The 24146-nt window shown below is 42.1% G+C and carries 19 protein-coding genes and 1 riboswitch; of the genes, 6 read left to right on the forward strand and 13 right to left on the reverse strand.

Annotation, left to right across the window (positions count from 1 at the left end; genetic code table 11):
• Window positions 1–191: 191 nt before the first annotated feature.
• Together KZA12_RS04745 and KZA12_RS04750 are read right to left on the reverse strand one after the other, a co-directional pair.
• Window positions 192–1064, reverse strand: coding sequence for a hypothetical protein (locus KZA12_RS04745; protein WP_218689395.1), 873 nt, complete (start codon window positions 1062–1064; stop codon window positions 192–194).
• 204 nt (window positions 1065–1268) lie between these two features.
• Window positions 1269–1805 carry a type IV secretion protein Rhs gene (locus KZA12_RS04750; RefSeq protein ID WP_201621580.1) on the reverse strand — a complete coding sequence of 179 codons (537 nt, stop codon included), beginning with the start codon at window positions 1803–1805 and terminating at the stop codon, window positions 1269–1271.
• A gap of 302 nt (window positions 1806–2107) precedes the next feature.
• Between KZA12_RS04750 and KZA12_RS04755 the strand changes: the two genes are divergently transcribed.
• Together KZA12_RS04755 and ribBA are read left to right on the forward strand one after the other, a co-directional pair.
• Window positions 2108–3415 carry a replication-associated recombination protein A gene (locus KZA12_RS04755; RefSeq protein ID WP_218689396.1) on the forward strand — a complete coding sequence of 436 codons (1308 nt, stop codon included), beginning with the start codon at window positions 2108–2110 and terminating at the stop codon, window positions 3413–3415.
• 342 nt (window positions 3416–3757) lie between these two features.
• Window positions 3758–4870 carry a bifunctional 3,4-dihydroxy-2-butanone-4-phosphate synthase/GTP cyclohydrolase II gene (gene ribBA, locus KZA12_RS04760; protein WP_201621578.1) on the forward strand — a complete coding sequence of 371 codons (1113 nt, stop codon included), beginning with the start codon at window positions 3758–3760 and terminating at the stop codon, window positions 4868–4870.
• Between the two features lie 128 nt (window positions 4871–4998).
• Here the strand turns inward: ribBA and KZA12_RS04765 are convergent, their stop codons facing one another.
• From KZA12_RS04765 to KZA12_RS04790, 6 genes are all read right to left on the reverse strand, one after another.
• Window positions 4999–5562: a thioesterase family protein gene (locus tag KZA12_RS04765; protein WP_218689397.1), complete on the reverse strand. Its 564-nt coding sequence runs from the start codon at window positions 5560–5562 to the stop codon at window positions 4999–5001.
• A gap of 12 nt (window positions 5563–5574) precedes the next feature.
• Window positions 5575–6591: a hypothetical protein gene (locus KZA12_RS04770; RefSeq protein WP_218689398.1), complete on the reverse strand. Its 1017-nt coding sequence runs from the start codon at window positions 6589–6591 to the stop codon at window positions 5575–5577.
• A gap of 46 nt (window positions 6592–6637) precedes the next feature.
• On the reverse strand, window positions 6638–7690 hold the full coding sequence (locus KZA12_RS04775) for a uroporphyrinogen-III synthase (protein WP_218689399.1): 1053 nt from the start codon (window positions 7688–7690) through the stop codon (window positions 6638–6640).
• A gap of 152 nt (window positions 7691–7842) precedes the next feature.
• On the reverse strand, window positions 7843–8856 hold the full coding sequence (gene hemC, locus KZA12_RS04780; protein WP_218689400.1) for a hydroxymethylbilane synthase: 1014 nt from the start codon (window positions 8854–8856) through the stop codon (window positions 7843–7845).
• A 220-nt stretch (window positions 8857–9076) separates the two neighbouring features.
• A complete protein-coding gene (locus KZA12_RS04785; RefSeq protein WP_201621573.1) occupies window positions 9077–9814 on the reverse strand; it encodes a LytTR family DNA-binding domain-containing protein in 738 nt (245 codons plus the stop codon).
• Window positions 9815–10190: 376 nt separating this feature from the next.
• Window positions 10191–11216, reverse strand: coding sequence for a histidine kinase (locus KZA12_RS04790; protein ID WP_227677080.1), 1026 nt, complete (start codon window positions 11214–11216; stop codon window positions 10191–10193).
• A 227-nt stretch (window positions 11217–11443) separates the two neighbouring features.
• On the opposite strand from KZA12_RS04790, the gene argH reads away from it, so the two are divergent.
• Both argH and KZA12_RS04800 read left to right on the forward strand, forming a co-directional pair.
• Window positions 11444–12817 carry an argininosuccinate lyase gene (argH, locus tag KZA12_RS04795; protein ID WP_201621927.1) on the forward strand — a complete coding sequence of 458 codons (1374 nt, stop codon included), beginning with the start codon at window positions 11444–11446 and terminating at the stop codon, window positions 12815–12817.
• A gap of 292 nt (window positions 12818–13109) precedes the next feature.
• The gene (locus KZA12_RS04800) at window positions 13110–13403 is read left to right on the forward strand and encodes an oxidative damage protection protein (protein WP_201621571.1); all 294 of its coding nucleotides are present in this window, start codon (window positions 13110–13112) and stop codon (window positions 13401–13403) included.
• A 121-nt stretch (window positions 13404–13524) separates the two neighbouring features.
• Here KZA12_RS04800 and phoU read toward each other — a convergent pair whose 3' ends face one another.
• From phoU to pstS, 5 genes are all read right to left on the reverse strand, one after another.
• Window positions 13525–14277: a phosphate signaling complex protein PhoU gene (gene phoU, locus KZA12_RS04805; RefSeq protein ID WP_201621570.1), complete on the reverse strand. Its 753-nt coding sequence runs from the start codon at window positions 14275–14277 to the stop codon at window positions 13525–13527.
• Window positions 14278–14418: 141 nt separating this feature from the next.
• On the reverse strand, window positions 14419–15198 hold the full coding sequence (pstB, locus tag KZA12_RS04810) for a phosphate ABC transporter ATP-binding protein PstB (RefSeq protein WP_201621926.1): 780 nt from the start codon (window positions 15196–15198) through the stop codon (window positions 14419–14421).
• A gap of 272 nt (window positions 15199–15470) precedes the next feature.
• Window positions 15471–16364 carry a phosphate ABC transporter permease PstA gene (pstA, locus tag KZA12_RS04815; protein ID WP_201621569.1) on the reverse strand — a complete coding sequence of 298 codons (894 nt, stop codon included), beginning with the start codon at window positions 16362–16364 and terminating at the stop codon, window positions 15471–15473.
• A gap of 75 nt (window positions 16365–16439) precedes the next feature.
• The gene (gene pstC / locus KZA12_RS04820; protein ID WP_201621568.1) at window positions 16440–17396 is read right to left on the reverse strand and encodes a phosphate ABC transporter permease subunit PstC; all 957 of its coding nucleotides are present in this window, start codon (window positions 17394–17396) and stop codon (window positions 16440–16442) included.
• 183 nt (window positions 17397–17579) lie between these two features.
• Window positions 17580–18725, reverse strand: a complete 1146-nt coding sequence (pstS, locus tag KZA12_RS04825) for a phosphate ABC transporter substrate-binding protein PstS (protein ID WP_201621567.1) — start codon at window positions 18723–18725, stop codon at window positions 17580–17582.
• Window positions 18726–19164: 439 nt separating this feature from the next.
• A riboswitch (TPP riboswitch) is annotated at window positions 19165–19287 on the forward strand.
• Between the two features lie 248 nt (window positions 19288–19535).
• Between pstS and thiC the strand changes: the two genes are divergently transcribed.
• Window positions 19536–21503, forward strand: coding sequence for a phosphomethylpyrimidine synthase ThiC (thiC, locus tag KZA12_RS04830; RefSeq protein WP_218689403.1), 1968 nt, complete (start codon window positions 19536–19538; stop codon window positions 21501–21503).
• Window positions 21504–21867: 364 nt separating this feature from the next.
• The coding region (locus KZA12_RS04835; protein ID WP_218689404.1) for an ESPR-type extended signal peptide-containing protein at window positions 21868–24146 on the forward strand (2279 nt) is incomplete at its 3' end.

Genomic DNA, 24146 nt, shown 5'->3' on the forward strand with positions numbered 1-24146 from the left:
AGTATTTATGGGCTATAGTCTCTATTTTCTATTCTCTATAGTGTTTAAGCTTAGTTAACAGATATGCCTACCCTTTAATGAATTGAGCATAATTTTGCTTAACGCCTTACCTACTATATAGCTTCAATATCGTTTTGGGCTTCTACATTTGCTGAATCACTAGCGCACTCAGTAATGACTGTCAGAACTAACTACTTAAAATCTTTTAGAGTCTGCTCATATTTAGCGATCTGCTCATCGTAGCCTTTAATAGTTTCATTAAACTTTGACATTAACCCTTCAAACTCTTGTTGTTGGGTTACTTTCATCTGCTGCATATCCAAAACTTGTTGGGCTTCTATTTGCTTACCTACTTGATACTGCACAATCAACCGTGCCAGTGCTGGGCTTTTGGCATTAACCCGTTGGGCAATCTCTTCATGTTCGAACAACTGCGGTAGCAGAGTACTTATAGTGATCAAAGTATCTATTTCTTGGGCGGTCAGTTCAGTCGTTACTGGTTGATACAAGGCTTTCATAGCTTGCTGATAACGTTTAGTAGCCTGAGATTCTGTCAGTATTCTAGGCTGTTGCGGCTCCAAGCTGATAAGTTTTAGCACTTCAAGATCACGTTCACCTATCTCAGTGCTAGTATTTATTTCAGTATTAGCGCTAGTATCAGGTTCTATAGTTTTAGGATTATTACCAGTTTTACTGTCGAGCGCTAGTGGAATTACTGGCTCAGTTTTGCTAGCAGTAGGGTTTTTATCGTCAGTAGCAAGCGGATCAGTATTCAATAAGCTAGTCTCATCAACTGAGGTATCAGCGGCTTCAAAGGCATCATACTCTGCTTGCAAGCGACGCTGTAGACTCATTACCTCAGCAACATATAAAGGTTGGAATTGCTCGATACGTGCTTTAGCCGAGTCACTTTGCACCGCCTTCTTATTATCCTCGGCATCCACTTGCTCACTAGTTTGGCTGTCTTTATCATCGTTCACTGATGCAGATTGCTGCTGACAACCGGTCAATAATAGTGTCCCCGTTAGCATAGCTGTTAACAGTGTTGATAATTTAAAGATCACAATGGCACTCCTAATTGACGGTTTAAAAATTTTAAATGATTATAAGTAGCTAAAATATCTTTCAACAAGAAATTATTTTTAGCTAAATACAGAACAAAAATCTGTTCAATCAATATAATTATTGACTACCTTAACTAAATAAAGTCATTCGTTCAACTAAGCTTACCGAAAATAGTAGTCGAATACATAGCTTAAATAGAGCCGTTAAATCGTAAACGAGTTATCGGTAGCTTGACTAGGATTATCGGTTTTAGCTTGCAAAAACGGAATGCAGTCCTCTAACTCTTTACAGTCCTCTCCCAACTGACGTCGTACAAAATAGTCTTGTACTATGCGCGCTTGCTGTTCAATACCGTAGTTAAAAAAAGACTTGCCGGTTTGTAATATATAGTTGTAACGACGGTTGATTATTGCGCCGCGCACTACCTTTAAACCACGCTGCAATTGCCAAACATGGGTCAACTCATGAATCAGCCAGCTCTGCTTGCCAATAGACACTGTACTGAAGTCAGGGCACCAATCCGCTGGATGAAAATAGATATTACCATTCGGACTAACAGCATAGTTTTTGAGTACCCACCAAGCTGTTTTAAGCTGTATCTCAGAAACATCTAAACTATCGGCAAAAACTGAATAAGCCAAAGCTATCTCGCCTGAGGTTAAATAACGAGATTGTGGCTTAGCCTCAAACGCTTGCCACTGTTGCTTAAGCGCTAAGCTAAGCGCATGACGAGAAACCATCGATAACACCTTTTTAATTTAGCAACCCAAAAGCAGCTGACTTGTGAATACTCAATATGCCCTAATATCAGTTAAACAATTGTATAAAATTTATAAATCCTCATTGCTGATGGTTGCTATAGTGACAATCTAATAGCTATAAGCCTCTACCAGCGATTTTATTATTAGCCTTAAGGAACTCAATAAGCAGAGCACTACTTTGCCTATGGGCAACACAACCGCTATGCTTATTGTTAGTACAGAAATCTACACAGCTCCAATAATGGCAAAAATTCTATTTTATCCATAAGCTAGAGAATCTTATGTCTGCATCTTTTCATTCTGATACACCGCTTGCCCAGCGCATGCGTCCAACTACGCTAGAAGCTATTGTTGGCCAAGAACATCTACTAGCAGTCGGCGCACCTTTGCGACGCTTGGTTGAACGTAATCATCTGCCATCGATTATATTACATGGTGAAGCGGGTATCGGAAAAACTACTATCGCGATGCTATTGGCCGCTGCAGTAGGCCGCCCCTTTCATGCTTTATCAGCGTTAAATACTGGGGTAAAACAGCTGCGAGAAGTATTAGATACTAAGGACTCATTAAGCTTTGAGTCGCCAGTAGTTTTTATTGATGAAATTCACCGTTTTAATAAAGCCCAGCAAGATGCCTTGTTAGGGGCGGTAGAATCAGGTGATATTACTTTAATTGGCGCAACTACAGAAAACCCCTCTTTTAGTGTCAACAATGCGCTGTTATCACGCTGCCAAGTTTATCGCTTAGAGCCACTAAACGCTGAGCAAATTGCCGTTGTATTACAGCGGGCTATCAGTACAGACAAAGTATTAAAGTCGCTAAATATTGATTTGCAAGCATCAGACTTCATTAATCAGTTATCTCATGGTGACGCTCGTAAGGCACTAAATCTGTTGGAGCTAGCGGTACAAACTGCTGACAATACGGCTAGCACCCAAGGGTCACAAGCCCCTATTGTTATTGATAACCAATTGGTTGGTCGTGTGGCGCAAACGGCACTAGTACGTTACGATAAAGACGGTGAGCAGCACTATGACATTATATCTGCGATGATCAAATCAGTGCGTGGCTCAGATCCTGACGCTGCACTATATTGGATGGCAAGAATGTTAGTTGCTGGCGAACCAGCTGACTTTATCGCTCGGCGTTTGGTGATTTTGGCCAGCGAAGATATCGGTAATGCGAACCCAAACGCCCTGCTTCTTGCCGATGCGGCCTTGCGTAGTGTGCAGTCTATTGGTATGCCTGAGTCCCGTATTATCTTAGGTCAAGTGGTAGTATATCTAGCCACTAGTGCCAAAAGTAACAGCACTTACCAGGCTATCAATGAAGCAATGAAACTTGCTGAGACTGATGCCTCTGCTGTACCCTTACATCTGCGTAATGGGGTCACTAAACTGATGCGTGATCAAGGCTACGGGGTTGGCTATGCTTATCCACATAATTATCCTAATCACTACTATGCGCAATCTTATCTACCTGATTCTTTAATAAACACCCAGTTTTATAAGTACGCTGATAATCAACGTGAGCAGCATAGTAAGCAGTTCATAGAGTGGCTAAAAAGCCAAGCTGCCAGTAATGACTGAACTAGAACTAGTTATTAATCGCTTACAAGGCCTAACAGCTGAAATAGAATAAAACAGTAAACCCAAGGGTCTAACGATGGAGCAGCAGTAGCTACTGAAACAAGCTAGAATATGCTAATAATTTTTATTAACATAACTTTATGGTAATTAATAAGTCTTTAAGTTTGAGTCTTCACCTTATAACAAGACCAATAACAACTCGCCACCCTAATAATAAAAAAGACTAATGACTACTATTTATTAATGCTTACAGCAGCTCATATAGCCAGCTGTTACAATAGCTACATAGCCATTCCCTTACGCTTTTTAAATAATGATAAATAACGAAATATAGAGACTTTTATGAGTTTAAATACTGTTCCTGAAATTATTGAAGACATCCGTGCTGGCAAGATGGTTATATTAATGGATGATGAAGATCGTGAAAACGAAGGTGATCTTATTATGGCCGCTACTCATGTGCGTCCAGAAGACATCAACTTCATGATTACCCACGCTCGTGGCTTAGTATGCCTGACCTTATCGCAAGCACGCTGTCAGCAGCTCGCTCTACCTTTAATGTCAGATCGCAATGAGGCAAAGTTCAGCACCAACTTTACGGTATCTATTGAGGCCGCCGAAGGGGTAACTACTGGTATTTCTGCTGCAGATCGCGCGCGTACTATTCAAGCCGCTGTCGCTTCATCAGCTAAACCTGAAGATATTGTTCAGCCTGGGCATATTTTTCCAATCATGGCACAAAATGGTGGAGTATTACATCGCGCTGGCCATACTGAAGCAGGCTGTGACCTTGCACGCTTAGCAGGGCTTGAGCCAGCAGCAGTTATCGTCGAAATCATCAATCCTGATGGTACTATGGCGCGCCGTGATGATCTAGAAGTGTTTGCCAAAGAGCATGATATAAAAATAGGTACTATCGCTGATTTGATCAACTATCGTATTGCTAATGAGCAGACCGTAGAAGAGATAGAGACTCGTGCTTTTGAGACTGAATACGGTACTTTTACTCTGCACCGTTTCCGCGAGTTTGGGGCTGATGAGACTCATTTAGCCCTAGTTAAAGGAGATGTGAGCGCTGGCGTAAGTACAGTACGTGTACATGGTTTTCATCCCTTACGCGATTTGTTCGCAGCCAAGAATGACACAACAGGTCGTAGTGGTTGGAGCGTGCAATCGGCTCTACAAGAAATCAGTGCCTCTGAACGTGGCGTTTTGGTCTGGATTGGTAGCCATCAGCCTATCGATTTAGGAGAAGCGCTGGATAAAGCAGATGATAATAAGTCGTTATCAACTATTACTCAGCAGCCCTATCGTAGTATCGGAGTTGGCGCCCAAATCCTACGTCATTTAGGCGTCCGTGATATGCGCTTACTGTCCTCGCCTATGAAGTTCTATGCCTTATCAGGGTTTGAATTAAACGTGGTCGATTTTGTTAATTCCCCTTCTCACGACTAACCATTAAAAACTTCAAAATCTAACAAATATCAAAAAAGGCAGGTTAACTAAAGTTAGCCTGCCTTTTTTATTAACGGCTGTTATCAAGCTTATGACAGGCTGATTAATCTAGCGAACTCTTCAACTTTTTATACTTGTGGCGTATGACCAAAGTCTTGCTCTAGTGCTAATAATCTTTGGCGTTCAGCCGCTGTCCAAGGTAGTTTTTTGCTGCCTGAACTGTCTAGACGAACGATGACCGCTTCCGCATTAGCAACGATTACTTGTTGCTCACAGCTATAGTAAGCATATTCTATAACGATACTAGTATTACCCAAACGTTGGCAGCGCACCCCTAATAATAAGGTATCAGGATAAGTCACTGGTCGCAAATATTGGCAACTTGATTGCGCCAGCATAGTAATCATACTGCCATCAAACATACCTAGCGTTTGTAAGTAAGTAATCCGTGCCGACTCCGCATAACGATAATAGACTACGTTGTTGAGGTGATTAAAGGCATCCATCTCACCCCACTGTACAGCCTGCTGATGGATTACCGCATAATTTGCTAAGCTCTCAGGAATAGCGTGAATAGTAGTAATTGGCAGCGATGATGTTGCTGAATCAGCACTCTTACTAGCACTAGTATTAGTATTAGTATTAGTATTGAGGCCAACATTACTGGGATTAACAATGGGGCTATTAGTCATAAAATACCTACTTTATTTGTCATTTCGACCTTTAGGTTGTTGTAATATCTGCGCCGTTACTAACGGGGTCGGGGTCGGTGCATTGGCCAATAGCTTATCGAGCCAGACGATAACTTCTGCTATATTAGTCGGGGTTGCCATACTATCTAAACCATCGGTTTCTGAGAGGTCTACTGGGTTATCTTCTACTGTTTTAGTTTTCGCTATGGCGGGTAAAGATGGTTTTGTTAATTGTTGGCTAGTAGCTACCTTGCCGGTTAGGGTCTGCAGTTGCGTCCGTGCTTGCAATAGGTAATTTGCCAGTTGATCTTGTTCACGCATATTGCTGGCTTGAATGGCCAAATTGAGAGTCATGATCACTTCATGAATAGTTAACTGTTGCCGCGTTAATAAGTTACTCGGTGGTTGCACTGTCTTATTATTATTTATTGACTTAGCACTATTGGGATTGGTAGCATTTTGCCTAGTACTACCCTCATAACTATGCAAGAATTCTTGAATATTTTGAATCGCTAGATTCTGTAGTTGCCAAGAGCTAGGCTGGGCACTTTGCGCTTGCAAATGCTCAATGTCTTCACTGAGACTTTGCTTAATCACTACGGTTAATGCCGGTGCAATCTCATTAGCATTCTGTGACAATTGCCACTGTAAGCCTCGCAGTAAATCGATCGCTGCTTTATAGTCGTTATTAACTAGTAAGCTATCAGTAGCTTGTAGTTGAATACGTAATAAGTTCAGCTGATTTTGCGCTTGATTACCGATAGCAGTGCTAGGGGTTGGTAGCGCCTGCTGACTGATGGCGAATAAGCGATCATCCATTTCATTTAAGCGAGTAGTCACCAGCTCTTTGCTTTTAAAACGCTCATTGACTTGATTTTGGAAGCGTTGCTGACTAATATATAGCCACGCTAAAGCTATGATTAATAATAGAATAATCAACCACTGTAGACGCAGTAATAAGATATTTGCCTGCTGCCGCTGCTGTCCAGCAGTTGGCATTTTGGATGATGGCTTAGATTCGGTTGACATGGCTAGCACCGTAAATGATAAGTTTATAACTACTTAGAGTAAGCTTTCAATCAGCATGTTGAATGGCAGCAACAATAGTAGCCGGCAACAGATCCTCTACTTGTAAGTAATCAAGCTGCTGCTCAGCAAGCATTGCAGCTAAGCGCACACCCAAGACCACATAAATAAAATCTGTCAATTTGGGCAGGTCACTATTTAATTGCTTAGCGCTATTGATAGCAAGATCTGGGCTAGAAAGCTGCGCTTGGCTAACCACTTGTTGCCAATTCTCAAATGCACTACCGCTGCTGATAATGACTATAGTTCTTGGTGAGTATTCTGCTGAGACTGGTAGTAGCGGTTTTGCTGGCTGCGATAATGAGTGCTGCTGCCACCAATGCAGATAGTTTGCTGCCGCCTCATTGGGTATAGTGCGTTGGTACCAAGCGATACTATCGATAGTTACCCCACGTGCTTGTAAAGTATCTACTAATAGTCGTCTACCCCCTAAACCACGCCACACCAGCAGCTTATCACCCGCGCGCAAACCATCAATTTCTGGCATTGCCAACATGCCTTCATTATTGGCAATAGTCGGCTGGCGCACTTGGTAACTGTTGATAGCCAGATGGGCTTGTTGTAGTACTTCAGCAGTAGCCGTCCCTACCGCAATCAGCTCACTAGGTGCGGTCAATTGACTGAGCTGACTGTTGCTAATATCTAAATTAACTTCAGTATTTGAACTATCATAAGCCCTCAAACTAGAGTCAGTACTGCTGACCATATCACTATCTTGCGAACTGCGGCTACTAGCAAGCGCTAGGTTTTCATTGGCTTTATTATGCTTTGGCTGGGCAACAAGTGATTGCCATAGAGCTAAGCCCGCCGCCGCCGCTGTAGGGCTGACGATTACTAAAGCTTGATACTCTCCTGCCAGCCAAGCACGCATAATATCTACATCAGTTGCAGTAATGGCTCTGACTTGCAATGCTAGCATTGGCATATCAATAACCTCAAACCCTGCCGCTTGCAAACACTGAGTCAAAGGTGCGGCGCGCTCTACGGGTCGAGTATTGATGACCATCGGCTTCGCTACTTTTTGCGCTAATAGATTATCCATTAAGACACCCTACTATTAAGACACCATGTTATTAAGATGCCATGACCGATAACCCATTTTACGCTAATAGTGAATGACTAGTCTGTACTCACTAGCTAGCGCTTTTATACTAAAGGTATAGTGGCGATTGCACTATGGCGACCGATAGATGATTAAGCTTCTGGATGATAAATCTCTGATAATATAACGCCAGCACCTTGGGCTAATAACAACTTCGCCACCTCAATACCCAACTGATTCGCTTGCGCTTCTTTTTCGCTTTGACTCCCACTTAAAATAGTGCGCTTTTCAGATTTTAGCAGCTGGCTACCATCCGGTTGTCCAACTCGTCCGCGCAACCATAAAGTATCCCCTTCATCATCATTATTCATGTCAGTCGCGTGCTGATCATGTAGTACAGCGAAGGCTGCTATAGGTATCTGACAGCCCCCTTCTAAATGTCTATTCAAAGCACGCTCAGCGATCAAACGAATACGGGCTTGGTCATCATTTAGTGGCGCTAGTAACGCCAATACTGCAGCGTCTTCCTCACGGCATTCTATTGCTAAAGCGCCTTGTCCAACAGCGGGCAAACAAGTATCAATATCTAGCTCACTGCGTATACGAGCATCTAACTCAATGCGCTGTAGGCCACTAGTTGCCAATATAATAGCATCATAATCACCAGCATCCAGCTTACTCAGGCGTGTACCTACATTGCCACGCAAGCTTTTGATTTGTATATCTGGACGATAAGCTTTAATCTGGCATTGACGACGCAAACTTGCCGTACCAACTACTGCCCCTTGAGGCAATTGATCTATATTTTGATAAGTATTGGACACAAAAGCATCGGTTGGTGAAGCACGTTTACAGTAAACCCCTAACATCAGCCCTTCTGGCAATTGCATAGGCACATCCTTTAAAGAATGTACGGCGATATCTGCCTGGTTTTCATATAACGCTTGTTCCAGCTCTTTGACAAATAACCCTTTACCACCAATTTTCGCTAGTGGCGTATCCAAAATCTTGTCACCTTTCGTGACGATTTTTAGTAAATTGATGGTCATCTCAGGATATAAGGCCAACAAGCGATCACGTATGTGCTCGGCTTGCCATAGAGCCAAGGGGCTTTGACGAGTGGCAATATTTAGAGTAGTTAAAGGTAATGACTGGACAATACTCATTATAGGCCTCAATAGAATAAGTGCTATATAGTGTTAAAAAACAACGAGTTATATAAAATAGATATAGGAAAATATATAGTGGCACAGAAAAATACCCCTATTTAAACATAAATAAGGGTTTGATGATACGACAGGATTGTTTAATGACTTTACAGCGCAACAACCGCCATCAATATCAAGTTATTTACTATTTAGTAGCTTAAAATTAGTAAAAAAACATTTACATGCTTTGGATTTTTTCTCTTAATGCTGGTAAGTGGCGACGACTAACCGCTAGATTTTCATCGATACCCTTAAAACGCACTTGATACTGGCCAGAATCAACGGTCTCTAGATAATCCAGAAAGCTTAGGTTAATAATAGCATTACGATGGACCCGGAACAGACGGTCACCAAACTCTTGTTCAAGCTCTTTTAGGGTATCATCTATCAGTACAACACCCTCTTTGTGACGAACTTTGACGTATTTTTGATCAGCAGTAAAATAATAGATATCTTCCAACTTAATCAGCTCAACACCGCGATGAGTACGCGCCGCAATATGTTCGCGAATAGGTCGCGCCGTAGGATCTTCAAGTTTGCGAATTTCATTCAGTTGCGCCGCATTTAAATTTTTAGCTTTACTAAGCGCCTCTAAAAGTTCGTCTTTATTGGCAGGTTTTAGCAAGTAACCAATAGCATTAGCTTTGAATGCAATGATGGCATAGTGATCGTAAGCGGTAACGAATATGATAGCTGGCGGATGTTGCAGTTTATTCAACCCTTGGGCGCAAGTTACTCCATCCATTTCAGGCATGCGAATATCCAAAAGAATCACATCAGGCTGCTGTTCCTTTACGGCATTAATAGCTTCTTTGCCAGTCGTAGCTTGAGCCACCACTTGATGTCCTGACTCTTGTACGATTCTGACTAAACGCTCGCGCGCTAAAGGCTCATCGTCACAAACTACAATCCTCATGCAAACTCCTTATTACTACCTATTGAATCAGTTTTAGTTCGTATTGATAAGACAGCGCTTACTCATTTTGTACGCTAAGTATATCTAACTCTACCCATTAGCATGTAGACTTATAGAACCATTTTATAAAACAGTTATTTAAATACACAATCTTGTCTTATTCTGTTGAGCCCCTAATAAAGTAGGTAAAAATATTACGAACATTAGTTTAATATAAATCAAAAATCTATACTTATAAAGACCCTCTTCTATAGAGGTAATCGATAACATGAGGTGATGTTATTCAAGCTTCAATTATAGTTATGACTTATACCACTAATTATACTGCAATATATATGCCAGTTTATTAGCTTATTTGCAAACAGAGTGAATATAATTAAAGTGCAACGTCTTGTAAAGGGTAATCGATAGTGGTGATTATCTGTTTATTAGTTACCTTACTCTTTATAAACGCACTTTTACCGAAATATGTTTTTAGGCGCTCATCTTGAACATGAAAATCAACATGGTTATGCAAGTCATAACTTATCATTAAGGTCTTACTAGGTAGCTGTGCAGTAACAGTAAGGGTTACACGGTGCTGTTGCCAAATTACTTTTATATCAATAAAGATAGTCTCAGTAGTCATCTCTACTACATGCAGTAGCATCTTTTCAATTATATTCTGCAGGGTTAAGGCAGTGATGATCATGTCGTACATTATATCATCGTCTGGTAAGTCCCATCTAACCACTAGTTTATCAGCGAGACGACTCGACTCAATAGCCAAATAATGCTCACATAGCGCTACCTCTTCCTCAAAACTTATCTCACGTGCACCATTAAAGCTGGCACGAAACAACGCTGATATGTGCTGTAATAAATCAGCTGCACGGGGTGGATCAGACTCAACCAGAGTCATCAAAGAATTAATAGTGTTGAAGAAGAAATGGGGGGCAATACGCGCCTTAATAAGGTCGTTTTGAACGCTGAGCTTGTATTCAAAAGATTGTTTTAAAGCCATAAGCTCACAATGACGACGCAAAAAATATAGTAAAAATAATAGCGTGAAACCGCCAGCAATCAACATATTGAATAAAATATTTATGATAAAATCTTGCGGAATATATTCAAGCCAGCCGACAGTGATCCTCATCAACATGACTAAAGATGTGGCGATACCATTAGTAGTAAAAAACAACAGTAGAATATAGAAACTGACTTTTATAGGGTTGCTATACTTGATGACTGGGCGTAGATAATCGATAAGATATAGAGCAGGCAAAATAGCTATTATATTTTGCAAGATAAGACTGGAGAAAGAAATTAAAAAATCTGACCAAGCTATCAGCTCATAGCGGTTGATTATGGTGACAAATAACGACCAAAAAACAATGCACAGCAGCCATTGCCAAAGTGCCATTATATCTATGAGCTTTGGAATAAAAAACTCTAGACGCTCAGCTAGTAAGGCGACCTCATCATTTGCTATACTTGAGCCCTTATTCTTCTGATTTGTCTTGTACCTATATGAACGCCAACTCTTCAAACCTTAGTCATCCTAAGCAAAATGAAAATTCATCTGATTTTAGCACAGATGTTTCTAACCTTAACCATCCTGAGAAAAATAGCTCCTCACCCAGTCAGCAAATGTGGGGCGGGCGCTTTAGCGAAGCCACTGACAGTTTCGTTGCGGCTTTTACTGCCTCCGTAGGCTTTGACCAACGCTTTGCACGCCATGATATCGAAGGCTCTATTGCGCATGCCACTATGCTTGGTGAATGTGACATTCTCACTAAAAGTGAAGTAGCAACTATCATTGATGGCCTAGAACAAGTATTGGCTGAGATTGAGCTGGGCGAGTTTAACTGGTCTATTGAGCTTGAAGACGTGCATATGAATGTTGAGTCACGCTTGACTGACATCATTGGTGCAGTTGGTAAAAAACTGCATACTGGCCGCAGTCGTAATGATCAAGTTGCTACTGACATTCGTCTTTGGTTACGTGAAGAGACTGATAACATTATCGCGCTATTAGTGCGTTTACAAACCGGTCTTCTTAATTTGGCTGAACAGCATACTGATACTATTATGCCAGGCTTTACTCATTTACAGACCGCACAGCCGGTTAGCTTCGGTCATCATGTCATGGCTTGGTTTGAAATGCTCTATCGTGATACCGAGCGCCTAGTTGATGCCCGTCGTCGTATCAACCAGCTACCCCTTGGTAGCGCTGCCCTTGCTGGTACTACTTTCCCGATTGATCGCACTATTACCGCAGAATTACTTGGCTTTGAAGGTATTTGTCAGAATTCATTAGATGCGGTATCCGATCGTGACTTCGCCATTGAATTCACCTCAGCAGCTTCTATTTTAATGATGCATTTGTCACGCATGAGTGAAGAGATTATCTTATGGATGTCAGCACAATTTGATTTTGTGCAGATTCCTGATCGCTTTTGTACCGGCTCATCTATCATGCCACAAAAGAAAAACCCTGATGTACCTGAGTTAGTACGTGGTAAAGCAGCACGCGTCTTTGGTCAGCTGATGACTTTATTAAGCCTGATGAAGAGTCAGCCGCTAGCTTATAATAAAGATAACCAAGAAGATAAAGAGCCGCTGTTTGATTGCGTAGATACCTTAACCGGTTCGCTACTAGCTTTTGGAGATATGCTGCCCAATATCACCCCCAATAAAGAAAATATGCGCGCGGCTACTATGAAAGGTTATGCGACTGCCACTGACCTAGCGGATTACCTAGTACGTAATGGTGTCGCATTCCGTGATGCTCATGAAGTGGTCGGCAATGCCGTAGCTTTGGGTATTAAAGAAGGGGTTGATTTGAGCGATTTATCTTTAGCGCAGTTACAGCAGTTTAGTGCCGCTATCGGTACTGATGTGTTCGAATACTTGACTTTGGAAGGTTCATTGGCGGCACGTGATCACTTAGGGGGTACGGCTCCAAATCAAGTTAAGCAAGCTATTGCTCGCGGACGTACACGCCTAGAAGTTTTTGCTTAATGGCTTAATGACTTGGTTATTTGCCTAGTGGCGCAGTTATTTAACTAGTCGCTTAGGCATTTGCCTAGTGGCTTGATTAAAAGTATCCCTGTATTACTAATTACACCTGCTACGATTGCAGGTGTTTTTATTTGTGTGCTCAACTACTAGCTCTAAATTCAGGATAGCGTCACTCAGATAAACTTTATAACTCGAATAGGCTTTGCTAAGCGCCCTAACCCCTTTATCATAGTTCAGTAACGTTGAAGCAAGCACTTATTTAAACATCCCTTTGAATAACTAGGAGTCCTTTATGACCGAGACCTTTAACCCACAAGCTAATACTGTATTTTGCCGTAAATATCAGCAAGATTTACCAAAAATGCCTCACCCACCCTTTCCTAATAAAAAAGGTCAAGAGCTACAACAGACTGTTTCAGACAAAGCTTGGAAAGAGTGGCTTGAGCATCAAACTATGTTGATCAACGAAAACCACTTAAGTATGATGGATCCTGAAGCTAAGAAATTCTTGACTGAGCAGCGTGATAAATATTTGGACAATCAAGATTATGAACGCCCACAAGGTTGGACGCCGGAAACCAAATAAACAGACTTATGAAGATTTAACAGCGAGCTAGCAAAGCCTCTACTTATTGGTGTTTTATAGGCAACCAAACCGCTAGTGCTCTGTGCTGCTAATATTATTTACTGCTAATAGCCGGCCTATATTAGCAATTATTAGCAGCACTGTCTTTATCGCTGTCCGCTTTACCAGCATCATCAACCGCTTGTTGCACAGTGGCAAAGTCACTATGGCGCACATCAGTGCCACTACTGATATAAATCACTAATTCGGCAATATTGCGTGCATGATCCCCAATACGTTCCAGCGCACGCAATACCCACATCAAATTGATCACTTGACTAATTTGGCTAGCATCTGCCATGACATAAGTCATCAAGGCGCGAATAGCAGACTGATATTCAAAGTCCACTTCATTGTCACTACGCATTACCTCAAAAGCGCTATCTGCCTTTAAGTATTCAAATGACCTCAGTGCATTACTGAGCATGACTCTTACTTGGTTACTCAAATGCTGGACTTCATGGTAGCAATAAGTATGGCTATTAACCTTGGCAATTTGCTGCGCCATATGGGCAATTTTTACCGCTTCATCGCCAATACGCTCTATGTCAACAACCCCTTTACTCACTGCCATCACATAACGTAAATCGCGCGCGGCTGGCTGCCGCTTAGCAACTAGTAATAATATATGCTCATCAATCTGCACTTCTAACTGATTAATGGCGCTGTCCTTCTCAACTACTTGCCGCGCTAACAACATATCACTCTCTAACAAAGCTTGCATCGCTTGCGCTACTTGATTGCTAGCCAGCATCCCCATCTCTAAAAACAAATCGGTGCTTGCGCTCAAGTCTTGGTCAAAACTTTTGGAGGTATGGGACATCTGATTAGGCATAATTATTCTCAGTAAGTGGTCTTTTTAATAAAGAATAGTATTTATGAAGAGCAGTTTTAATAAATAGCTACGTTAATAAAAGCTGTGTCGATAAAAGCTGTGTCGATAAAAGCTATTATTAACAGCAATGGTTGTCAGCGGTTAGCCATAACGGCCAGTAATATAATCTTCTGTCGCTTGTTGACTAGGATTAGTAAATATCTGATCGGTTTTGCCCATTTCGACCATATCTCCTAAGTACATATAAGCCGTGTGATCAGAAATTCGTGCCGCTTGCTGCATATTATGGGTGACGATGGCGATGGTATAATCCTGTTTTAGATCTTCTATCAAATCCTCAATAGCCCCTGTCGATATAGGGTCTAGCGCAGAAGTTGGCTCATCGAGTAACAAGACTTCAGGCTTAGTTGCCACCCCACGTGCTATACAGAGCCGTTGCTGCTGACCACCAGATAGTGACAGGCCTGAAGCTTGTAACTTGTCTTTTACTTCGTCCCATAATGCCGCTTTTCTAAGCGCCCACTCAACCCGATCTACTAGCTCAGCTTTTGACATTTTTTCGTACAGTCTTACCCCAAAGGCCACATTGTCAAAGATAGACATTGGGAATGGGGTTGGTTTTTGGAATACCATGCCAACCTTGGCACGTAGCAAATTAACATCCATTGATTTTGCTAATACATCGTGACCATCGAGATAGATTCCCCCTTCAGCGCGCATATTAGGGTACAAATCATACATGCGGTTAAAAGTACGCAGTAGCGTTGATTTACCACAGCCAGAAGGACCAATAAACGCGGTAACTTGCTTTTCTGGAATATCAATAGAGATGTCTTTTAGCGCACGAAAGCTACCGTAGTAAAAGTTAAGATCACGTATTTGAATTTTGGCAGGAGCTTGCGGTTCTACTACGGCTGCCATAATGCTAGCATTGCTACTGATTACTGGGGCAGTGTTATGCGCAGTAACGAAAGGGCGTGGCACTGCGATAGTTGGCGAAGTCTTTTTAGTAGAGCGTTTAATAGTGTCAGTCATGGTCTAGCTCCTGATTGCTAATTACTGATTCTGGATATCGATTATTAGTTATTAATTAGGGGTCATCTTCAATAAATATTATAGTAACTGCTAGTAGTTCGCTGCTGGCTAGTGCTAAAGCCATTGATTAGCACGGCTCATTGGTTGCACCAGCCAAATTAGCTATATTCTTTGCCACCTATATAGCGAGCTGCCACGTTCAAGGTCAGCACAGTAAAGGTAATAAGCAACGCTGCGGCCCAAGCAAGAGCATGCCAATTATCATAAGGACTCATAGCGAATTGATAGATAGTATTGGGCATATTACCCATCGCCTTACCCATATCCAGACTGAAATATTGGTTGTTTAAAGCGGTAAATAACAGCGGTGCAGTCTCACCAGTGATACGGGCAAAAGCCAGCAATACCCCAGTAGTTAGACCTGCCCGCGCCGCTTTCATAGTTACGCCTAATACTAACTTCCACTTCGGTGTGCCCAGCGCGTAAGCGGCTTCACGCAGTTGATTAGGCACTAATAGCAGCATACTTTCGGTAGTTCTTACTACTACTGGTATCACAATAAGTGCCAAGGCAAAAGCGCCAGCCCAGCCTGAAAAGCTATAGTTTTTGACTAATAATGCGTAGATAAATAGACCAATCACAATCGATGGCGCAGAGAGTAAAATATCATTCAAAAAACGTATAACTTGTCCCAAGCGATTACCGTGCGAGAATTCAGCTAAATAAACCCCAGCCAGCAACCCAATTGGCGCCCCAATAAACAGGCCAGAACCAGCAATCATCACTGACCCAATGATGGCGTTACGCAAGCCACCATCAGTCAACGGTGGCGGTGTATCAGCTGTGAATACTGGCATCTCAAGCAGGCCATGCATCCCTTCAACGCCTAAAGTTATCAAAATCCACGTCAGCCAAAACAGCCCAAATATCATAGCGGAAGCGGCAAACCCTAAGCCTACTTTGTTCAGCAAGCGTCGGCGACGATACAAGCCTCGATCAGTAGTGACAGCAGCAGCATTTTTGGCAGGATTAATAGTGGATAACGCTGGCATGTTGCAAGTTCCTTATTAATTGAAGCAAGTTTAAAACCAGTCTATTAAATGGTTATAAAAGTCTATTATTAATGCTTATTGTCCAGCACGCTTATCCATACCACGTAACATCAAGCGCGAAATCGATAGCACCACAAAAGTAATCATGAATAAGATTAATCCTAAATGTAACAAAGATGATAGATGCAATGGATCTGACGCCTCGGCAAACTCGTTGGCCAAGGCTGAAGTAATAGATACTCCTGACGCAAACATACTAGAGTTAATATTGAAGGTATTACCGATCAAAAAAGTTACTGCCATAGTCTCGCCTAACGCTCGCCCTAACCCTAAGATCACGCCACCGACTACCCCAGTCTTGGTATAAGGAAGGATAATCTTAAACATCACTTCCCAAGTAGTAGCGCCCATGCCATAAGCTGATTCTTTTAGCAGGGCTGGCACTACAGAAAATACGTCACGCATAGTAGCCGCAATAAAGGGAATGATCATGATGGCTAGTACTAAAGAGGCGGTAAATAAGCCAATGCCCATTGGAGCACCAATGAATAGCTTACCTATGATCGGCAGACTGCCTAAATTTTCGGTAAGCCAAGGCTGAATATTATTGCCGAAGAAGGGAGCGAATACGAATAAACCCCACATACCATAAATGATAGAGGGAATACCAGCTAGCAACTCAATGGCGATACCTAATGGCTTTTTAAGTACAGGAGGACAAAGCTCAGTTAAGAATATAGCGATACCAAAACTGACTGGTACAGCGATGACTAACGCCATAACTGAGGTAACTATCGTGCCATAGATAGGAGCTAGTGCCCCGTACTCATTAGCCACTGGATCCCAGTTATTACTAGTATAAAAGTCTAGTCCAAACGCTTGCATACTCGGCCAAGCGCCAATAATTAACGATAGTAAAATCGCTCCTAAGCTAGCTAGTACAAACAGTGCCGCCGCTTTAGTAGTATTAACAAATATCGCATCTAAACGCTTTTGTTTATTCAATTGCGTTTGCAAGTTAGACCCTGCCATAACTGCCCCAATAATCGCTGTGATAGATGATGTGGTTTTTATTGTGTTTTAATTATTATATTTATTATTATAAATGTCGCCTTAAGCACCATTTAGCAACAAACAGCGCTACTTATACTTGAGTTATAGCTGAGCAAAAGTATTTGATCAGCTATGACTATCAGCTAAGACTAGTATCCAAGCTTAGGGGGCAGTGTAGACAGGCTTACCATCAGTACCGACTACTTGTTTCCAGCTATCTTTAAACAAGGCCACAGCTTTGTCAGAGAATGGTACATAGTCAAGCTCAGTTGCTGCAGCATCACCTTGGTCATACGCCCAGTTAAAGAAGTTCAGCACGCCGGCCACTTGCTTAGCATCCTTTGGCTGCTTATGTACCAAGATAAAAGTAGCAGCTGCTATTGGCCAAGCTTCAGCAGTTTCAGAGTTGGTTATCACTTTATAAAAACCTGCTTGCTGTGACCAATCGATATCCCCTGCTGCTGCAAAGCTTGCCGATGAAGGCTGCACTACATTACCGGCTGCATTTTTAAGCGCTACATGAGCCATGTTATTTTGCTTAGCGTAGGCATATTCAACGTAACCGATAGAGTTAGCCATACGACTCACATAACTGGCAACGCCTTCATTACCTTTGCCGGCAGCGCCGCGATCAGAGGTTGGCCATTTGACAGTCTTATCGACACCAACACTACTCTGCCACTCTGGCGATACTTTGGCTAAATAATCAGTAAAGTTAAAAGTCGTGCCCGAGCCATCTGAGCGAAATACGGTAGTAATTGGGCTATCGGGTAATTTTAAATCTGGATTTAATTGCACGATGGCAGGGTCATTCCATTTATTAATCTTGCCTAAATAGATATCAGCCAATACTTTGCCATCTAGCTTGAGCGCGCCCGGCTCAATACCTTTAATATTGACTACTGGTACTACGCCACCGATGACCATCGGAAACTGAATCAACCCTGCTGCTTCCAATTCTTCTGGCGTCAATGGGGCATCTGATGCACCAAAATCAACAGTGCCAGCAGTAATTTGCTTGATACCACCTGATGAACCAATAGACTGATAATTGACTTGTCCGCCTGTAGCACCGTTATAGTCGGCTGACCACTTGGCATAGATAGGCTGTGGAAATGAGGCGCCAGCGCCAGTGATGCTCATGGATATGTTATCGTTTACTGCTGCTGGCTTAGTTTCGCTGCCAGTCTTTTCAGTAGTAGTAACCGCTGCGCTGTCTTTGGCTGATTCAACGCTATCGGTTGATTTATTACAGGCGGTAAGCATCAAGGTACAACTAACTGCTATTGCCAATACTGAATAACGCATGTGATGCTCCTAAAGTTTGACCAATAAAATAAATAATGACTGTTGATGTCGAATGATGTGAACTATTGATGTGAGCTAGTTTGCCAAGCTTTAATGACAGTTCGATGACGGTTTTATGACAGTTCAATGACAATGTAAGCAGATATAAACAGGATAGTAGTTTGAAAGCATTGCAGGGTAGTTAGTCCTATTTGGAGTTATTGCAGGGTAGTTAGTCCTAGTAGTTGGCAGCCTCTACTTGGTTTGACTCTAGGATTGCTAAAGCGGGTTAGAAAATTTATAGCAATCGCTCTGTGCTATCAATCACTGTGCTCAATACTCAAAGGATTGCAGCTCAAAAGCTTTGCTGGGGAGCTGAAATTTATTAATATTAGTGATATGAACAAATAGCATTAGCCGTTAAGGGAGAAGTTTGCTAGTATCGAGGTGATTTACAACACTGACAGACTCGGGGTGCGGTGTAGTTGACTGGATAATAAGCCGTCATGCTACATTCGCTGAGAGATCACCCGCCGAACCTGATGCGGTTAGTACCGACGCAGGGAAGTCTCAAGCTTATGTTATACATACAAAGGGCACGCAGAAATGCCTGTTTATTATCAGCCTACTGCTCAGTTATAGAATACTGATGCTGTAGAGCTGTGGTTAATAATCAGTAGTGTCCACCAATCCTTTTTAGCTTATCCGCTATTAATAGCGGTGATGGCGTGATTTTCAAAATTGTGATTGAATTTGTTGCTATGACCAATGCTTACTCCGCAGCTACTGGCGGTGTTGCCTTTTCTTTTAGACAACATCCTAGGACAGCATATGACCATCTCAACACCTACTTCAAGCCTTGGCTCAAAAGCCACTCCAAACATCAATACACCTAGCGCCAGCACTTACCTAGCAAATGCAGCCAGCTCAACTAACTCCGGTTCAGAGCAAAAATCAAATAAAAAAGCCGATGCTTTTAAAACACCTGCCCATCGCAGCGCGGCTGATGCTCGTTTTGAAGAAGATGCTCGCGACTTGCATCGTATCCTACCCGCCTCGCATAAAGTCTATATCGAAGGCTCAAGACCTGACATCCAAGTGCCAATGCGTCAAATCAGTTTGGCAAATACTCCAGTAGAAGGCATTCCTGAGAGTGATTGGCAGCAGAACCCAGCGTTTTATGTCTATGATACTTCTGGCGTCTATACCGATCCCAATGTACAAATCGACTTGACTCGTGGTCTGCCTAAATTGCGTCAAGGCTGGATAAATGAACGTGCTGATAGCGAACAACTCAGTGGTTTATCTAGCTCATACGGACTAGCGCGCGCACGCGATATCAGCACTGCTAACTTAAGATTCGCTTATATCGATAAGCCACGCCGTGCTAAGACTGGCGCTGACCACAGCGGCAACATCACTCAGATGCACTACGCTCGCCGCGGTATCATTACTCCTGAAATGGAATACATCGCTATTCGTGAAACCCAAAAGCAGCACGAGCTAACCGATATGCGCCAACATGACGGCGAAAGTTTCGGTGCTAATACTCCTACGATTATCACCCCAGAGTTTGTCCGCAGTGAAGTAGCCGCTGGTCGCGCCATTATTCCTAATAATATTAACCACCCTGAATCTGAACCGATGATTATCGGACGCAATTTTTTGGTTAAGATCAATGCCAATATCGGTAACTCAGCATTAGGCTCTTCAATCGATGAAGAAGTGTCAAAGATGACTTGGGCGACGCGTTGGGGCGCAGATACCATCATGGATTTATCAACTGGTAATCACATTCACGAAACTCGTGAATGGTTGATTCGTAACTCACCGGTGCCTATTGGTACTGTACCTATTTATCAGGCACTAGAAAAAGTCGATGGTGTCGCTGAAGATTTAACGTGGGAGATATTCCGCGATACTCTAATTGAGCAAGCCGAACAAGGCGTCGACTATTTTACTATCCATGCTGGGGTGCTACTGGAATATGTACCGCTAACTGCTGGACGCTTGACTGGTATCGTCTCACGTGGTGGCTCCATCATGGCCCAGTGGTGCATAGCCCATCAAAAACAGAATTTTTTATATACCCATTTTGCAGACATATGCGAAATTATGAAGCAGTATGATGTGGCCTTTAGTTTGGGTGATGGCTTGCGCCCTGGCTGTCTACAAGACGCTAATGATGCGGCACAATTTGGTGAACTGCGTACCCTTGGTGAAGTCACTAAAATCGCTTGGGAGCATGATGTGCAAGTGATGGTAGAAGGTCCAGGCCACGTAGCAATGAACCGTATTAAAGAGAACATGGATTTACAACTTGAGCTCTGTGCTGATGCCCCATTCTACACTTTAGGGCCTTTGACCACGGATATCGCACCGGGTTATGACCATATTACTAGTGCTATCGGGGCGGCGATGATCGGCTGGTTTGGTACCGCTATGCTATGTTATGTGACGCCAAAAGAGCACTTAGGCTTGCCTAATAAGAAGGATGTTAAAGACGGCATTATCACTTATAAGATTGCTGCTCATGCCGCTGACTTGGCCAAAGGTCATCCCGGTGCACAAGCACGTGACAATGCCTTATCAAAAGCCCGCTTTGAGTTCCGCTGGGACGACCAGTTCAATCTAGCACTCGATCCCGATACTGCCCGTGAGTTCCATGATGAAACCTTACCGAAAGACGCACATAAGTCTGCACACTTTTGCTCGATGTGCGGGCCAAAATTCTGTTCGATGAAAATTACGCAAAACGTGCGGGAGTATGCAGCTGGTTTGCAAAGTAAAAAATCCTAATATTTTTTTAGAAAATACTTAGCTAGTCACTAAAATTTATTTCATTATGGAAAAAGCCCTGCTCTTTAACTAACAGGGCTTTTTGTGTTTTTAATGATTAATTAATACCATAATGGCAAAATAAATTATCCTCTAATACTAGGCTATCAGTAGTATCAAAGCTGTCAATGAGCAGGCTTCAAAGTTAGATAACATCGTAACAAACGTATAATCATAAAACACTAAATAGTAGGCTTTAAACGCCTTTTATGGAATATGAACATTTGTGTAATCAAACGTAGACAAAAAAATATTCTATTGTAATATATCTTTATATAATTAATAAAATGTTACATAACTGTCAACTATTTCTTAAGGTCTTCGTATGAATCATATTTACCGTGTAGTCTTTAATCATTCTCTAGGTGTATATCAATGCGTATCTGAGCTTGCTAAATCTCGTGGCAAATCCTCAGGCAAATCTCAAGTTGCTACTAAGCTTATCCTCGCTCCCCTAACTGTAGCGATGCTTGGTTTATCAGGGACGGCAATGGCAGTTACCTATGATGATGGTAAAGTTCACGTAATTGATGATAACCCTTATGTTATTTCAGAAGACGTGATTGTTAGCGGTAAAGGTACTGAAATAGAAGCCAAATTTCCAACGATTGTAGGTAAAGATGGCAACGGCAAATTAACCCTAGTTGATAATGGGACTTTAGACACATTTACACTTACTATTGGCCAAAACGAAGGCGCGAATGGTGATGTTTTAATTAAAAATAAATCTCGGCTTTATCTTGATAATACGTTGACCGTTGGCGATGCTGGTAAAGGTTTGTTCACATTAAAAAATGATGACCCGAATGCAGAACCAGGAGGTACGGGTACCCTTCTCATTTACAAAGACGCTTATATAGGTAATAAGAGTACGGGTGATGGTAAAGTTGTGATTGATGGCGAAGGAGCTGATGTAAGTCTTAGACAAAACCTATATGTTGGAAATGAAGGTACTGGAAATTTCACTGTCAAAAATATAGGCGCAGTGAATATTAAAGAAGCCCTTATCGTAGGTAGTAAATCAGGTAGCAAAAATAACCTAGTTGAAGTGTCAACACCAAGCAGGAGTGGACCCCATTCATTTATTTCTGCAGGCAGAGTTATAATAGGTGATGCAGGTGAAGGTGCTGTACAAATCTCTACTTCTGGTAGTGTCAGTTCCAAGACTGATTTTATCGTCGCTAATCAAACTGGTAGCTCAGGGAGTCTTAACTTAGATAATGGCTCAGTATCTTCTAAAGATGATTTTATTCTCGCTAATGGCGATGGTACGGTCGCCAACGCTACTTTGAGCGCAGATTCAAGTTTGCGGTCTGATAAGAATATCATTATCGCTAATGGTGTAGACAGCGTTGCGAATTTGAATCTAGAAGGAGATAGTTCAGTATCTACGTTTTCTAATGACATTGTGATCGGAAAAAATAAAGGCTCTGTAGGAAAGGTCACGCTGAGCGCATCACGTTTGAACAGTGCAAACATGATTGTAGGACAGCAAGGTAGTGGTACGCTGAATATAGATAATGAGCCTGACAGTATTGGCAAAGTCAGTATCAGCGACACTACTTATGTCGGAGGTTTTGGTGAAAACGCTCAAGAAGCTAAAGGGGCGTTGAATGTTAATAACGCCTCATTTAGAACAGGGAACCTTGTAATTGGTAATACTGGCTCCGGTATACTCAAGGCTAGCGGAATAGATAGCTATTTATCTGTTAAAGGTATAGAACGAAATATAGCATCAAAGCAGTCTGATATTTACCTAGATGGTACAACTGTTGAAATCAAAGCAGATCAACCAAACTTGTTTGCAAATTTCACCAAAGACAATATTATTCAGCTAGGTAATAAGGGCGTCGTTTTTGATACTGAAGCTTTTGTGTTTAGTGCTGATAAGCCTGATGAGTATATTGCGACTAATATTGTCATAAACCCAAATGCGGTCATTACAGGAAACGTTGGTAAGATTTCTTTTAAGGACGGTGGTGGTTTTGTAAAGACAGGTTCAGGTAATCTTGAGTTTTCTATGAGTAGTAAGCAGTGGACTGGAGATTTAAGTGTGGCAGAAGGTACACTTAAAATTAACGGTGATTACTCAATGGCAAAAGATGAAACACTGACCATTGGCGTATATGATAATAATAGCAACGGTATCATCGATAGCAATGAGTATGGAAAGCTTGTGGTTAACGGGAATATCGATATTAGTGAAGGCGATCTATACGTTTATGCTGAAAATATAGCGAAAGTAAAAACAGACAATAATATCAAAGATGTTGTGAAGGGTAATACTAGAAAAGGTGAGTTTAAAGCAGTAAGTGACAATAGTCTATTAGTCGACTTCGAAGCAGAGTATAACGACCCTACTGCTGTTAGTTTAAAGATGGTTACACAAAAGCCAACTGATCCAAAGCCAACTGATCCAAAGCCGACCGATCCAAAGCCGACCGATCCAAAGCCGACCGATCCAAAGCCGACTGATCCTAAGCCGACTGATCCTAAGCCGACCGATCCAAAACCGACCGATCCAAAGCCGACCGATCCAAAGCCGACCGATCCAAAGCCGACCGATCCAAAGCCGACCGATCCAAAGCCGACCGATCCAAAGCC

Source organism: Psychrobacter sp. BF1 (assembly GCF_019279065.1).
GTDB classification, from domain to species: Bacteria; Pseudomonadota; Gammaproteobacteria; order Pseudomonadales; family Moraxellaceae; genus Psychrobacter; species Psychrobacter urativorans.

Bases quoted from the DNA above. Each gene is read 5' to 3' on its own strand.
- KZA12_RS04750 (WP_201621580.1), bottom strand. From the start codon at position 1,805: ATGGTTTCTCGTCATGCGCTTAGCTTAGCGCTTAAGCAACAGTGGCAA.
- KZA12_RS04755 (WP_218689396.1), top strand. From the start codon at position 2,108: ATGTCTGCATCTTTTCATTCTGATACACCGCTTGCCCAGCGCATGCGT.
- ribBA (WP_201621578.1), top strand. From the start codon at position 3,758: ATGAGTTTAAATACTGTTCCTGAAATTATTGAAGACATCCGTGCTGGC.
- KZA12_RS04765 (WP_218689397.1), bottom strand. From the start codon at position 5,562: ATGACTAATAGCCCCATTGTTAATCCCAGTAATGTTGGCCTCAATACT.
- KZA12_RS04770 (WP_218689398.1), bottom strand. From the start codon at position 6,591: ATGTCAACCGAATCTAAGCCATCATCCAAAATGCCAACTGCTGGACAG.
- KZA12_RS04775 (WP_218689399.1), bottom strand. From the start codon at position 7,690: ATGGATAATCTATTAGCGCAAAAAGTAGCGAAGCCGATGGTCATCAAT.
- hemC (WP_218689400.1), bottom strand. From the start codon at position 8,856: ATGAGTATTGTCCAGTCATTACCTTTAACTACTCTAAATATTGCCACT.
- KZA12_RS04785 (WP_201621573.1), bottom strand. From the start codon at position 9,814: ATGAGGATTGTAGTTTGTGACGATGAGCCTTTAGCGCGCGAGCGTTTA.
- KZA12_RS04790 (WP_227677080.1), bottom strand. From the start codon at position 11,216: ATGGCACTTTGGCAATGGCTGCTGTGCATTGTTTTTTGGTCGTTATTT.
- argH (WP_201621927.1), top strand. From the start codon at position 11,444: ATGTGGGGCGGGCGCTTTAGCGAAGCCACTGACAGTTTCGTTGCGGCT.
- KZA12_RS04800 (WP_201621571.1), top strand. From the start codon at position 13,110: ATGACCGAGACCTTTAACCCACAAGCTAATACTGTATTTTGCCGTAAA.
- phoU (WP_201621570.1), bottom strand. From the start codon at position 14,277: ATGCCTAATCAGATGTCCCATACCTCCAAAAGTTTTGACCAAGACTTG.
- pstB (WP_201621926.1), bottom strand. From the start codon at position 15,198: ATGGCAGCCGTAGTAGAACCGCAAGCTCCTGCCAAAATTCAAATACGT.
- pstA (WP_201621569.1), bottom strand. From the start codon at position 16,364: ATGCCAGCGTTATCCACTATTAATCCTGCCAAAAATGCTGCTGCTGTC.
- pstC (WP_201621568.1), bottom strand. From the start codon at position 17,396: ATGGCAGGGTCTAACTTGCAAACGCAATTGAATAAACAAAAGCGTTTA.
- pstS (WP_201621567.1), bottom strand. From the start codon at position 18,725: ATGCGTTATTCAGTATTGGCAATAGCAGTTAGTTGTACCTTGATGCTT.
- thiC (WP_218689403.1), top strand. From the start codon at position 19,536: ATGACCATCTCAACACCTACTTCAAGCCTTGGCTCAAAAGCCACTCCA.